Annotated in this window: 9 protein-coding genes; 5 read left to right on the forward strand and 4 right to left on the reverse strand. The window is 71.4% G+C overall.

Going from position 1 to position 14,083, the window contains the following annotated elements; translation table 11 throughout:
* Positions 1 to 66: 66 nt before the first annotated feature.
* The 3 genes from ABEB28_RS33010 to ABEB28_RS33025 form a co-directional block, all read right to left on the reverse strand.
* Positions 67 to 1,419, reverse strand: a complete 1,353-nt coding sequence (locus tag ABEB28_RS33010) for a PEP/pyruvate-binding domain-containing protein (RefSeq protein WP_345732176.1) — start codon at positions 1,417 to 1,419, stop codon at positions 67 to 69.
* A 1,109-nt stretch (positions 1,420 to 2,528) separates the two neighbouring features.
* Complete coding sequence (locus ABEB28_RS33020; RefSeq protein WP_345732353.1) at positions 2,529 to 5,138, reverse strand: cation-translocating P-type ATPase; 2,610 nt, start codon at positions 5,136 to 5,138, stop codon at positions 2,529 to 2,531.
* A gap of 150 nt (positions 5,139 to 5,288) precedes the next feature.
* Entirely contained in the window at positions 5,289 to 6,641 is a 1,353-nt protein-coding gene (locus ABEB28_RS33025; RefSeq protein ID WP_345732176.1) for a PEP/pyruvate-binding domain-containing protein, read from the reverse strand.
* Between the two features lie 225 nt (positions 6,642 to 6,866).
* On the opposite strand from ABEB28_RS33025, the gene ABEB28_RS33030 reads away from it, so the two are divergent.
* The 4 genes from ABEB28_RS33030 (at position 6,867) to ppdK (ending at position 12,339) form a co-directional block, all read left to right on the forward strand.
* Complete coding sequence (locus tag ABEB28_RS33030) at positions 6,867 to 7,454, forward strand: hypothetical protein (protein ID WP_345732177.1); 588 nt, start codon at positions 6,867 to 6,869, stop codon at positions 7,452 to 7,454.
* Between the two features lie 68 nt (positions 7,455 to 7,522).
* A complete protein-coding gene (locus tag ABEB28_RS33035; protein ID WP_345732178.1) occupies positions 7,523 to 8,563 on the forward strand; it encodes an NAD(P)-dependent alcohol dehydrogenase in 1,041 nt (346 codons plus the stop codon).
* Between the two features lie 101 nt (positions 8,564 to 8,664).
* Positions 8,665 to 9,678 carry an Acg family FMN-binding oxidoreductase gene (locus tag ABEB28_RS33040; RefSeq protein WP_345732179.1) on the forward strand — a complete coding sequence of 338 codons (1,014 nt, stop codon included), beginning with the start codon at positions 8,665 to 8,667 and terminating at the stop codon, positions 9,676 to 9,678.
* Positions 9,679 to 9,705: 27 nt separating this feature from the next.
* Entirely contained in the window at positions 9,706 to 12,339 is a 2,634-nt protein-coding gene (gene ppdK, locus ABEB28_RS33045) for a pyruvate, phosphate dikinase (protein WP_345732180.1), read from the forward strand.
* 111 nt (positions 12,340 to 12,450) lie between these two features.
* Here ppdK and ABEB28_RS33050 read toward each other — a convergent pair whose 3' ends face one another.
* Positions 12,451 to 13,398, reverse strand: coding sequence for a TerC family protein (locus tag ABEB28_RS33050; protein WP_345732181.1), 948 nt, complete (start codon positions 13,396 to 13,398; stop codon positions 12,451 to 12,453).
* A 264-nt stretch (positions 13,399 to 13,662) separates the two neighbouring features.
* Here ABEB28_RS33050 and ABEB28_RS33055 point away from each other — a divergent pair, with 264 nt between their 5' ends.
* Positions 13,663 to 13,947, forward strand: a complete 285-nt coding sequence (locus ABEB28_RS33055) for a helix-turn-helix transcriptional regulator (RefSeq protein WP_345732182.1) — start codon at positions 13,663 to 13,665, stop codon at positions 13,945 to 13,947.
* The last annotated feature ends 136 nt before the right edge of the window (positions 13,948 to 14,083 follow it).

Here is a 14,083-nt window from a genome sequence, read left to right on the forward strand (position 1 = left end):
GGATCTCCTCACCTGTCCTCTCCACCGTCAGCCACCGGCGCAGGTATCCGCGAGGGACGAAGGTCCTCAAGCGCCTGGTTCGGCTACCGCGTCGACGGGTCCGTCGAACACCGCGCCCAGGCGCCCGTCCACCGTCACCAGTTGCCCGTCGCGAAGGGTGGTGGTGGCGGTACGCGTCCCGACGATGCCGGGAATGCGCAGCTCCCGGCTGACGACCGCGGCATGGCAGGTCAGGCCGCCACCGTCGGTGACCAGGGCGGCGGCCTTCCGCAGGATCGCCATCCAGTCCGGCGACGTCATCGCGGCGACCAGGATCTCGCCGGCCGCGAACCGGTCGGCGTCGACGGGCGACCGGAGGATCCGCACCACACCGGAGATCCGGCCGGGTGCCGATGCCAGTCCGGAGAGCAGCCGCCGGCCGTGCGGGCCGTCGCTCGGCGCAGCGGTGGCCGCGACGGGCTCGTGCAGCGTGGTGAGGGGCCGGGTCTGGACGAGGTAGGTGCATCCGTTCTCGATCGCCCACTCCATGTCCTGAGCCGATCCGTAGTGCTGTTCGACGCGGATCGCCAGCCGGGCCAGGTCGACGGCCTCGGCGTCGCTGAGCACGCGGCGGGCCGCCTCCGCCGGAGTCAGTTCGACCCGCTGGTCGGCGCCGTCGGGTCCGGTGACGATCTCGTGACTCTGGTAGCCGATCGTCGCCTGCAACAGCGTCGGACCGGTCTTGCGCACGACGTAGGTGTCCGGAATCACCTGGCCGCTGACGACGACCTCGCCGAGCCCGAGGGCGCCCTCGATCACCACGTGCGCGGTGTCGTTCGAGGCCGGGTCCGCGGAGAACATCACGCCGGAGCGCTCGGAGCGGACCATGCGCTGCACGACCACCGCGATCGCCGGCTCCTCGGTCAGACCCTGCGCCGCCCGGTAGGCGATGACCCGCGGGCGGTAGAGGGAGGCCCAGCACTCCCGCAGCTTGCTGAGCAGTTGCTCGTCGCCGCGGACGTTGGTGTAGGTCTCGTTCATCCCGGCGAACGAGATACCGGCCGGGTCCTCGGCGGTCATCGACGAGCGGACCGCGACCGAGACGTCGTCGCCGAGACGGTGGTACGCGGCGAGGATCGCCTGGTTCATCCCCGCCGGCAGCGGCGCCGCCGCGATCTTCTGACCCAGCTCGTCGGCGAGCGCGGCGAGCGCGGACGGGTCCTCGGTCCGCGTCGCGACGACCCGCGCGGCGAGCTCCTCGCGGAGTCCCGCCGCGTCCATCGCCTGCAGGTAGGCCGTGGCGCTGAGGACGAAGCCGGGCGGGACCGGTAGCCCGGCGCGGGTCAGCTCACCGAGGTTCGCGCCCTTTCCGCCGGCGATCGCGGTATCCGCTGCCGACAGGTCGTCGAACCACAGCACGGTGGCGCTGGTGTCGAGCATGGTGTCCACCTCTTCCGTTCTCCGGGCTCCTCCCCACCGTCCGCCCGACGGCGGTCCCGAGGTCAGAGGCGCTGGACGGCGCCGCCCGGGACCAAGGTCCCGGACGGTTCCGGGCGGCCCTCCGAGCACGCGGGACCAACGCCTCTGACCCCCCGAACGCCCCGGAGAGAGCCTGGGGGTGTCGCAAAGAACCCCCCTTCGACCTCATGGACGAGGTGACGTCAGATGGCCACCACCCACGGCCCGGAACGGACCCGCAAGGCCCCCCGCCTCCACATGCCGACGGCATTCCACGGAGTCAACGGCACGGCCGAACCGGCCGCACCGCTCGGCACCGCCACCCGCATCGCGCTGGCCGCCACCCGGATCGTCGTCGGTTGGACGTTCCTCTGGGCGTTCCTCGACAAGGTCTTCGGCCTCGGGTACGCCACCCCGGACGGCAAGGGCTGGATCGACGGCGGCTCGCCCACGAAGGGCTTCCTGTCCGGCGCCGAAGGCCCCTTCGAGGGCATCTACCACGACCTGGCCGGCACTCCGTTCGCCAACTGGGCGTTCATGCTCGGCCTGCTCGGCATCGGTGTCGCGATGATCCTCGGCATCGGCATGCGCATCGCNGCGCGTCCGGAGCGCGGCGGGCGAGCCTTGGGCGTCGATGACCGCCGAGCGTCGCGCGGTGGCGTGGTGGGCGGCGAGCATCCGGGCCAGCGCACGCAGCGGTCCGTCCCCGTCCTCCCCGGCCGCGAGCAGCGCCGAGAGGCGCCGGTCGGTCGGCATACGGCGCATCACCACCAGCCAGTCGCACGGCCGACCGTCCGGCCCGTGCACCTCCGCGACACCGAGGTAGACGTCGCGCGCGAACTGGCGGTTGAGTTCGACTTCCCGGTGACAGGCGTGCCTCCGCGACTCGGGCGTGCGGAAGTCGACGAACCCGAGGTCGAGCGGCTTCTTCAGCTTGTAGGCACGGTCGCCGGTGAAGAAGACGACGCCGGAGTGCGTCTCGGCGACGGCGGCCGGTTGCTGCGGTATCTCAGCCATGTTCACAGTCAACGGGCCACGAAGGCCGGCGGGGGACGGGCGGAGGCCACCCGATGCTGGGACCTTCGTCCCGGTCAGCCGCGCGCCCGAACGCGACCGACCCAGCGGTACAGCTCGTCGGCGCCCCAGACGATCGGTGGGAACGTGCAGAGCAGCGCGAGTGTCCAGCCGTCCAGCGGGGCCGTGCCGAACACGGATTGCAGCGGCGGCAGGTACACCAGCGCGGCGGTGAACACCACCTCGAACACGATCCCGATCAGCAGCAGCCGGTTGGTGAACAGTCCGGCCGTGAACAGCGAGACCCGCTCGGTCCGGGATGCGAACGCGGTCCCGATCTGGCAGGCGACGATCGCCGCGAACGTCGCGGTGGTGGCCTCCAGGTACGCGGAGTGCAGCGGGGAACCGGCTCCGGTCTCCGCCCCCGGCGTCCAGCCGGCGCGCCACAGCACCGAGAAGAACGCGAGGAGGGCCAGAGCCGCGGACACCGGGCCGAGAACCGCCCAGGCACGGATCAGCATGCGCCGGGTGACGACGCCTTCCTTGCGGCGCCGCGGTGGGCGGTCCATCAGGCCCGGCTCGGCCGGTTCGCGGCCCAGCGCGAGCGCGGGCAGCGTCTCGGTGCCCAGGTCGATCGCGAGGATCTGCAGCACGGTCAGCGGCAGCGGAATCGCTCCCCCGGACAGCGCGAACAGCAGGAAGGGAACGATCTCCGGCACCGCGTGGGCGAAGATGTAGAGGATGAACTTCCGGACGTTGTCGTATACCCGGCGTCCGGCCTCCACCGCCCGGACGATCGTCGCGAAGTCGTCGTCGGTGAGCACCATGGTGGCGGCTTCCCTAGCGACGTCGGTGCCCGAGGCACCCATCGCGATGCCGATGTCGGCACGGCGTAGGGCCGGGGCGTCGTTGACGCCGTCACCGGTCATCGCGACCACCTCGCCGCGCCGGGACAGCGCATCGGCGATCCGGAGCTTCTCCTCCGGGGTGGCGCGCGCGAACACGACCTCCCCGTCGGCCTGCAACAGGTCGGCCAGCTCCTCGTCGCTCATCGCGGCGAGCACGTCTCCGGTGACCACCGCAGAATCGTCGTCCCCGATCCCGACGGAGCGAGCGATCGCCGCACCGGTCAGCGGGTTATCGCCGGTCACCACGTGGACGCGGATGCCCGCACCGTGGCAGGTCTCGACGGCGGGCGCCACCGACGGGCGGGCCGGGTCGAGCAGGCCAACCAGGCCGCAGAGGATCAGGTCACGCTCGACCGCGTCGCGATCGGCCGGCACCGTCGCGCCCAGCGGACGGCGCGCCACCGCGAGTACCCGCAGCCCGCGCCCGGCCAGCTGCGCGACGACGCTCTCCGCGGTGGCCCGCTCGGCCGCGGTGAGCCGGCAGAGCGGCAGCACCGACTCCGGCGCCCCCTTGCAGGAGACCTCCCGGCGCTCGGTGCCGCGGTCGATGGTCGACATACGTCGCAGCCGCGGATCGAAGCGGTGGACGGCGATCCGCAGCGCCCCGCGCGCGGGAACGTGCGTGCGCGCGAACCGCAGCAGTGCCAGCTCGGTCGGGTCGCCGGTGCTGTGGTCGCCGTCGAGGGTGGCCTCCGTACACCGGCCCAGCACCTCGGCCAGGGCGGCGACGTGCCCATCGCCGGGTGGGATCTCCGACGCCGTGCGGATGTCCACGTGGGGTGTCCACAGCTGGTGTACCTGCATCCGGTTCGCGGTCAGCGTCCCGGTCTTGTCCGTGCAGATCACCGTCGTCGAGCCGAGCGTCTCCACCGCGGAGAGCCGTTTCACCACGGCGCCCGCCCGCGCGAGGGAGCGGACCCCGACCGCCAGGGCCAGCGTGATCGTCGGCAGCAGCCCTTCGGGCACGTTCGCCACCAGTAGGCCGACCGCGAACACCAGCGCCGCGGAGAGCGACAGACCGGCGAGCAGCCCGAGTGGCAGGAACGCGACGCCCACGCCGATCGCGACGGCTGCGATCAACCATGCGACCTTGCGGACTTGCTGTTCGAGTGGGCTGTCCTTGCGCTCGACGCCTTGGGAGAGCGTCGCGATCCGGCCGATCTCGGTGGCGGATCCGGTCGCGAACACCACGGCCCGGCCGCCGCCGCCCGTGCACTGGGTGCCGCGGAACACCGCGTCCGGCACGTGCAGGAGTTGCGCGTCAGGATCGGACTCCCCAGCGGTACGAACCACCGGCACCGACTCGCCGGTCAACGCGCTCATGTCGACCTCTACCGCACCGTCCAGCAGCCGGGCGTCGGCGGGGATCGTAGCCCCTTCGTCGACCAGGATGACGTCGCCGGGCACGATCTCCACCGCGTCGACCTCGACCCGGTGACCGTCCCGCAAGACGTGAGCCTGCGGCGGCAGGAACGCCGCGAGCGCCTCCACCGACCGTTCCGCCTGCTGCTCCTGCCAGAACGCCAGTGCCGCGTTGAGCAGGACGACGGCGACGATGGCGACCGCGAGCGGCGGAGTACCGGAGAGCCAAGCCAGCACCGCCGCGCCCCACAGCAGCAGCGCCAGCGGGTGGATCAGCTGCCGGACCAATGCGCTGGCCCATCCAGCGCCGCGCTTCTCCGGCAGCGCGTTGGGACCGTACTGGGCGCGGCGCCGCACCGCTTCCTCGACGCTCAAACCACTCGGCCGTGCTCGCAGATCGCGCAGCAGGGCCTGCATGCCTTCGCGCGGATCCCGGACGGGGGCCGACACACCAGGTGCGGCGATCGCCGGAGTGGTGTGGTCCTCGCTGATCTTCACGGTGGATCTCCTCACCTGTCCTCTCCACCGTCAGCCACCGGCGCAGGTATCCGCGAGGGACGAAGGTCCTCAAGCGCCTGGTTCGGCTACCGCGTCGACGGGTCCGTCGAACACCGCGCCCAGGCGCCCGTCCACCGTCACCAGTTGCCCGTCGCGAAGGGTGGTGGTGGCGGTACGCGTCCCGACGATGCCGGGAATGCGCAGCTCCCGGCTGACGACCGCGGCATGGCAGGTCAGGCCGCCACCGTCGGTGACCAGGGCGGCGGCCTTCCGCAGGATCGCCATCCAGTCCGGCGACGTCATCGCGGCGACCAGGATCTCGCCGGCCGCGAACCGGTCGGCGTCGACGGGCGACCGGAGGATCCGCACCACACCGGAGATCCGGCCGGGTGCCGATGCCAGTCCGGAGAGCAGCCGCCGGCCGTGCGGGCCGTCGCTCGGCGCAGCGGTGGCCGCGACGGGCTCGTGCAGCGTGGTGAGGGGCCGGGTCTGGACGAGGTAGGTGCATCCGTTCTCGATCGCCCACTCCATGTCCTGAGCCGATCCGTAGTGCTGTTCGACGCGGATCGCCAGCCGGGCCAGGTCGACGGCCTCGGCGTCGCTGAGCACGCGGCGGGCCGCCTCCGCCGGAGTCAGTTCGACCCGCTGGTCGGCGCCGTCGGGTCCGGTGACGATCTCGTGACTCTGGTAGCCGATCGTCGCCTGCAACAGCGTCGGACCGGTCTTGCGCACGACGTAGGTGTCCGGAATCACCTGGCCGCTGACGACGACCTCGCCGAGCCCGAGGGCGCCCTCGATCACCACGTGCGCGGTGTCGTTCGAGGCCGGGTCCGCGGAGAACATCACGCCGGAGCGCTCGGAGCGGACCATGCGCTGCACGACCACCGCGATCGCCGGCTCCTCGGTCAGACCCTGCGCCGCCCGGTAGGCGATGACCCGCGGGCGGTAGAGGGAGGCCCAGCACTCCCGCAGCTTGCTGAGCAGTTGCTCGTCGCCGCGGACGTTGGTGTAGGTCTCGTTCATCCCGGCGAACGAGATACCGGCCGGGTCCTCGGCGGTCATCGACGAGCGGACCGCGACCGAGACGTCGTCGCCGAGACGGTGGTACGCGGCGAGGATCGCCTGGTTCATCCCCGCCGGCAGCGGCGCCGCCGCGATCTTCTGACCCAGCTCGTCGGCGAGCGCGGCGAGCGCGGACGGGTCCTCGGTCCGCGTCGCGACGACCCGCGCGGCGAGCTCCTCGCGGAGTCCCGCCGCGTCCATCGCCTGCAGGTAGGCCGTGGCGCTGAGGACGAAGCCGGGCGGGACCGGTAGCCCGGCGCGGGTCAGCTCACCGAGGTTCGCGCCCTTTCCGCCGGCGATCGCGGTATCCGCTGCCGACAGGTCGTCGAACCACAGCACGGTGGCGCTGGTGTCGAGCATGGTGTCCACCTCTTCCGTTCTCCGGGCTCCTCCCCACCGTCCGCCCGACGGCGGTCCCGAGGTCAGAGGCGCTGGACGGCGCCGCCCGGGACCAAGGTCCCGGACGGTTCCGGGCGGCCCTCCGAGCACGCGGGACCAACGCCTCTGACCCCCCGAACGCCCCGGAGAGAGCCTGGGGGTGTCGCAAAGAACCCCCCTTCGACCTCATGGACGAGGTGACGTCAGATGGCCACCACCCACGGCCCGGAACGGACCCGCAAGGCCCCCCGCCTCCACATGCCGACGGCATTCCACGGAGTCAACGGCACGGCCGAACCGGCCGCACCGCTCGGCACCGCCACCCGCATCGCGCTGGCCGCCACCCGGATCGTCGTCGGTTGGACGTTCCTCTGGGCGTTCCTCGACAAGGTCTTCGGCCTCGGGTACGCCACCCCGGACGGCAAGGGCTGGATCGACGGCGGCTCGCCCACGAAGGGCTTCCTGTCCGGCGCCGAAGGCCCCTTCGAGGGCATCTACCACGACCTGGCCGGCACTCCGTTCGCCAACTGGGCGTTCATGCTCGGCCTGCTCGGCATCGGTGTCGCGATGATCCTCGGCATCGGCATGCGCATCGCCGGCGTCAGCGGCGCCCTGCTCTACGTTCTCATGTGGACCGTCGCCCTGCCCCCGGCGAACAACCCGATCACCGACGACCACATCCTCGGCGCGCTCATCGTCACCGTCCTGGCCCTGATCGGCGCCGGGAACTACTTCGGCCTCGGCAACTGGTGGCGGCAGACCGCCCTGGTCAAGAGGCTTCCCTGGCTCACCTGAACCCTGCATCCCATCCGCCCCGCGGCCCGGCCCTGAAGGGCCGGGCCGTTCGTCGTGAGGAGACCACAATGCGTGCACTGCGGCTCGTCGGCTGGCAGCGTGACTCCGAGTTCGCGGACGTCGAGGTCCCCGAGCCGGGCCCCGGCCAAGTCCTCGTCCGGATGGGTGGCGCCGGTGTCTGCCATTCCGATCTGCACCTCTTGCACGAGTTTCCGCCAGGTCTACTGGGCTGGCCGGTGCCGTTCACGCTCGGCCACGAGAACGCCGGATGGGTACAGGCGATCGGCGCCGGCGTGACCGGTCTGGACGAGGGCTTGCCGGTCGCGGTCTACGGCCCGTGGGGCTGCGGCACCTGCCGGACCTGCGCGACCGGGGCCGAGAACTACTGCTCGACGCTGCCGGGGAACTCGCCCGTGGCCGGCCTCGGCGTGGACGGTGGGATGGCGGAGTACATGCTGGTCCCGTCGTCGCGCTTCCTCGTCCCGCTCCCGGAGGGCCTCAGCCCGCAGAGCGCGGCTCCGCTCACCGACGCCGCGCTGACCCCGTACCACGCGATCGCGAAGGCCCGGTCGGTGCTGACGCCCGGCGCAGCCGCGGTCGTGATCGGGATCGGCGGTCTCGGGCACCTCGCCGTGCAGATCCTGCGCGCCACCACCGACGTCGAGGTCATCGCCGTCGACACGAAGCCGGAGGCGCTCGCACTGGCCAAGGCGTGCGGTGCCGATCATCTGGTGCACGCGAGCGCCTGCGCCGAGGACGCGATCCGCAACTTCACCCGCGGCGCCGGCGCGGCCGCGGTGATCGATCTGGTCGGATCCGGCGCGACGCTGGAGATCGCGGCGAAGTCGGTCGCGAAGAACGGCCAGATCCTCATCGTCGGCCTCGGCGGTGGAACGCTGCCCGTCTCCCTGCTCGGGCTGCCCTACGGCGTCTCGGTGACCCCGACGTACTGGGGCACCCGTCCGGAGCTGCACGAGGTGCTGCGGCTCGCCGCCCGCGGCGATCTGCGGGCGACCGTCCGGACCTGGCCGTTGAGCCGGGCGACCGACGCGTACGCCGCGGTCGCGGCCGGAACCGTACCGGGCCGCGCGGTGGTGGTCCCGGGATGACCCGGGTCTTTGGTCGGTCCGGAGGGGACTTCTCGGCCCTACTGGCGGACCGGGCCCAACGGCCAGGGTGAAGGTAACGAGTCATTCGAAGGGAGCCGACGATGAACGACCGTTCGCACCGCACGGCGGACGCCCCGGGCGACACCCGGGCCGCGGTCGACCAGCTGGCCGAGGCGACGCTGGCGGCGCTCCGCGCACCGTCCGTCCTCAACACCCAACCCTGGCGCTGGCGCCTCTTCGGTGACACCGCGGAGCTCCTGGTCGACCGTGACCGCCAGCTGCCCGCCCTCGACCCGGACGGACGGCTGCTCCTCCTCAGCTGCGGGATCGCACTGAACCACGCGCTGACCGCGCTGCGGGCGGGTGGCTACGCCGGCGTCGTCGAGCGCCTGCCGGATGATCGGCGGCCGGATCTCGTCGCGCGGCTGCACCGCGGTTCGCGCTGCGCGCCCGACCAGCGGAACTACAACGCGATCTACAGACGACACACGGACCGTCGGCCGTTCGCCGATGTTCTGCCACCGATGGCCGATCTGGACGCTCTGCGCGCCGCCGCAGTGCGGCACGGCGTGCACCTGCGCGTCCTGACCGCGACCGAGCTGCCGTCGTTCGCGGACATCGCCACCGTCGCCGACGTCGTCGAGCACGCCGACCGGTCGCTCGCCGCCGACCTGAAGAGGTGGACCACTCGGACGCCCGAGGACCAGGACGGTTTGCCCGCCCGAACCACGACCCCGCCCACCGAGCGACCGGTGCCGGCGCGGACGTTCAACCGGGCCCAACCGCCCCGGCTAGCCACCGGACCGGGCACCGACCGGGGCACCGCGTACACGGTGCTGCTCACCGACCAGGACGAACCCCGAGCCTGGCTGGCCGCCGGCGAAGCGCTCTCCGACGTCTGGTTGACGCTCACCGCCCGTGGACTGGCGGCCTCGCCGATCAGCGAGGTCGTCGAGGTGGCGTCCGCCCGGCGGGCCCTGCGCAACCTCCTCGGCGAGGACGCGTACCCCGCGATCGGGCTGCGGATCGGCGTGCCCGTGGATCCGGCCGACGCACCGCCGTCCCCCGCCCGGCGCTCGGGCACCGATGTCCTGGGCCTACCCGGGCAGTCCTGACCCTCTCGTCCCCGTAAGGAGCGTCCGATGACCACGTTCGTCTACGACTTCACCGACGGCAACAAGGAGATGAAGGCGCTCCTGGGCGGCAAGGGCGCGAACCTGGCAGAGATGACGAATCTTGGCCTTCCGGTTCCGCCTGGCTTCACCGTCACCACCGAGGCCTGCCAGGAGTACCTCCGGACCGGCCGGGAGCCGGACGAGCTCGCCGAGCAGATCACCGCCCATCTGGAGCGCTTGGAGAAGCAGATGGGGCGCTGGCTCGGCGACCCGGACAACCCGCTGCTGGTGTCGGTGCGGTCCGGTGGGGCGTTCTCGATGCCGGGCATGATGGAGACGATTCTCGACGTCGGCCTCACCGACGTCAGCGTGCACGGCCTCGCCGCGCAGCGCGGGGAGAGCGTGCACTCGGCGTGGGATTCCTACCGGCGTCTGATCGAGATGTTCGGCCGCACGGTCTGCGGCGTCCCGGCGGCCGAGTTCGACCAGGTGAAGCGACACTCCGACGACCCGAAGGAGATGGTCGCCGCCTACCAGAAGATCTTCCGCGAGCACACCGGCCGGGAGTTCCCGCAGGATCCCCGCGAGCAGCTCGACCTGGCGGTGCGGGCCGTGTTCGCGTCCTGGAATTCCGAACGTGCGGTGCTCTACCGCCGCCAGGAGCGCATCCCGGCCGACCTCGGCACCGCGGTCAACGTGATGGCGATGGTCTTCGGCAACCTCGGCCCGGATTCCGGTACCGGCGTCGCGTTCACCCGCGACCCGGCCACCGGCGAGCCCGGCGTCTACGGCGACTACCTGCAGAACGCCCAGGGCGAGGACGTCGTCGCCGGTATCCGCAACACGGTGCCGCTACAGGACCTGGAGCGGCTGGACAAGAAGAGCTACGACGAGCTGCTCGGCCACATGGCCCGGCTGGAGGAGCACTACCGCGACCTCTGCGACATCGAGTTCACGATCGAACACGGCCGGCTCTGGATGCTCCAGACCCGCGTCGGGAAGCGCACCGCGGCCGCCGCGTTCGTGATCGCGTCCCAGCTGGTCGACGACGGCCTCATCGACGCCGATGAGGCGCTCGCCCGGGTCACCGGCGCGCAGCTGGCACAGCTGATGTTCCCGGCGTTCGAGGTCGGCGCGGAGACCCGCCCGCTCGCCCACGGCGTCGGGGCCTCCCCCGGCGCGGCCGTGGGGCCTATCGTCTTCGACTCCGCGCGTGCCACCGCACTCGCCGCCGAAGGCCAGGACGTCATCCTGGTCCGGCGGGAGACCAATCCGGACGACCTGCCCGGGATGATCGCGGCGCAGGGCATCCTCACCAGCCGCGGTGGTAAGACGTCGCACGCGGCGGTGGTCGCGCGCGGGATGGGCAAGACGTGCGTCTGCGGGGCGGAAGCCCTCCAGGTGGACGCCGACCGGCGAGAACTCACCGTCGACGGTCAGGTCCTGCGCGAGGGCGAGGAAATCTCGATCGACGGGACCACCGGCCGGGTCTACCTGGGCGCGATGCCGGTCGCGCCGTCGCCGGTGGTGCGGTACTTCGAGGGCGAACTCGCCCCGAACGCCGACCGGCTGATCGCGGCCGTGCACCGGCTGCTCACGCACGCCGACGCCCGCCGACGGCTGGGCGTGCACACCAACGCCGATACCGGTGCGGACGCCGCCCGCGCCCGGCGGTTCGGCGCGGAGGGCGTGGGTCTCTGCCGCACCGAGCACATGTTCCTCGGCGACCGCCGTCCCCTCGTGGAGCGTCTGATCCTGGCGGCGGACGACCACGAGCGCGACCGCGCGCTCGCCGAGTTGCTGCCCCTGCAGCAAGCGGACTTCGAGGACCTGTTCCGAGCGATGGATGGCGCGCCCGTCACGATCCGCCTGCTCGACCCGCCGCTGCACGAGTTCCTGCCGTCGCTGGAGGAGCTGGCGGTGAAGGTCGGGGTCGCGCAGGCGCTGGGGAAGGACCCCGGCGCGGACCTCGCCCTGCTCACGGCCGTCCGGCGGATGCACGAGGAGAATCCGATGCTCGGCCTGCGCGGCGTCCGCCTCGGTCTCGTGGTGCCCGGGCTGTTCGCGATGCAGATCCGGGCCATCGTGCAGGCCGCAGTCGCGCACCGCGACGCCGGCGGCGACCCGCGTCCGGAGATCATGGTGCCGCTCGTCGGTGCGGTGCAGGAACTGGAGACCGTCCGGGCAGAGGCGGAGCAGATCATCGCCGAGATCGGCGACGGCCTGCCGGTGCGCATCGGCACGATGATCGAGGTGCCGCGCGCCGCACTCACCGCCGGCGAGATCGCTCAGGCCGCGGACTTCTTCTCGTTCGGGACGAACGACCTCACCCAGATGGGCTGGGGCTTCTCCCGGGACGACGTCGAAGGCGCATTCTTCTCCCGGTATCTGGAGCTGGGCATCTTCGGCACGTCGCCGTTCGAGTCGATCGACCGCGCTGGAATCGGCCGAATGATTCGGATCGCGGTCGACGAGGGTCGGGCCGCCCGCCCAGAGCTGCACATCGGCGTCTGCGGCGAGCACGGCGGCGACCCGGACTCGGTGCAGTTCTTCGCCGAGGCCGGCCTCGACTACGTCTCCTGCTCCCCGTACCGGGTGCCGATCGCTCGCCTCGAAGCCGGGCGGGCGGCGATCAGCGGGACGACGTCCGACAGCCGCTGAGACCGGGGCGCCGACCGGCGTCCGATCTCGATCGCGAGAGCGGTCCTGCCCCTGGGCGGTGGGCGGGACCGCTCTCGCACGTGCGTCCGGTGTCGGGAGGGTGCTAGCGGTTCAGCTGCGGGAGGAGGCCGCCGGGTGGTCGGCGCCGGAGGCGGTGCTGCGCAGGCTCCAGACGATCGACACGGCGATCGCCACCACGATCACGCCCAACGTGACGGGGATCGGCAGCTTGCCCACCGGGGTCTCGGACAGGATCAGCTTGACGCCGGCGAAGGCGAGCAGGACGGCCAGGCCGTAGTGCAGATGCACGAAGCGGCGCAGCAGACCAGCAAGGCAGAAGTACAGGCTACGCAGCCCGAGGATCGCGAAGGCGTTGGCGGCCCAGACGATGAGCGTGCTGGTGGTGATCGCCAGGATCGCCGCGACCGAGTCGATCGCGAAGATCAAGTCGGTGGCCTCCACCGCGATCAGCACGACGAACAACAGCGTCGCGACCCGTTCGCCGTTGACCCGGGCGAAGAACTTGTCGCCGTGGTACTTCGCGTCGGTCGGGACGACCCGACGGACCAGACGCACGACCGGATTGCGGTCGGGCGGGGTCTGCTCGCCGTGCCGGAACGCCATCGTGTAACCGGTGTAAATCAGAAAGAGACCGAACACGTACGCGGTCCAGAAGAACGTCTCCAGCAGTTCGGCGCCGACGAAGATGAACACCAGCCGGAAGATCAGCGCGCCGATCACCCCCCAGAACAGCACCTTGTGCTGTACCGACGCGGGCACCGCGAAATAACTGAAGATCAACGCGAAGACGAAGACGTTGTCGATCGACAGCGCTTTCTCGATCAGATAGCCGGCGAAGTAGGTGCCCGCCACCTCGCCGCCCTGCCACGCCCACACGATCACGCCGAACAGCAACCCGGCGGCGATCCAGACACTCGACCAGACCGCAGCCTCGCGGAAACCGATGACGTGATTGTCTCGGTGCAGGAACAGGTCCACCGCGAGCATCGCGGCGACGGCCAGCATCAAACCGGCCCAGGCCCACCAGGGGACAGACATCGGCGAGAGACCCTTTCGTCCGAGCCGGCCCCGGGGCAGAGGCCGGCGTGCTGGACGAAGGTCTCCCCGGCCACCGCGCCGGTGGCTGCGCCGCCGGAACCCGGATAGGCCAGGTCCGTACTGACGACGGCACGTGGTCGTCGGGTACTCCCCTTCGAACTACGATCAACTATTCACGAAGCATGCTTCGTGTGTCAAGGGTCCGCCGAGCGGAAATGCGATGCTGGCTTCGTAGGTCGCAGCAGAGGCCGAGGGAGGGGCGGCGTGAAGGAGTGGACGTTCTTGACCAACCACGCCCACGTGTTGCTGGCCATCGCCCGGGAGCCGACCGCGCGACTGCGTGACGTCGCCGACGCGGTCGGTATCACCGAACGCGCCGCCCAGGCCATCGTCGCCGACCTCGAGAGCGCCGGCTACCTCCAACGACAGCGCGTCGGGCGACGCAACCACTACACCGTCAACCCGGCAGGCCGGTTCCGTCACCCCGCCGAGGCCGACCACCGCATCGGCGACCTACTCGACCTGTTCACCGACTCCCGGGCCACCTGAGCCACGCGAAATCCCTGGTTGTGCCCGATCTTCCGGCACTCAAACCTGCTGACAAGCCGTTTCCATTGGGCGGCCCTGACACAGCGGGCCCGTCCTGCTACAAAGGGTGCACTTCGTGATGAGGCGCCTACCCAGT

This window comes from Cryptosporangium minutisporangium, assembly GCF_039536245.1.
Classification (GTDB): Bacteria; Actinomycetota; Actinomycetes; order Mycobacteriales; family Cryptosporangiaceae; genus Cryptosporangium; species Cryptosporangium minutisporangium.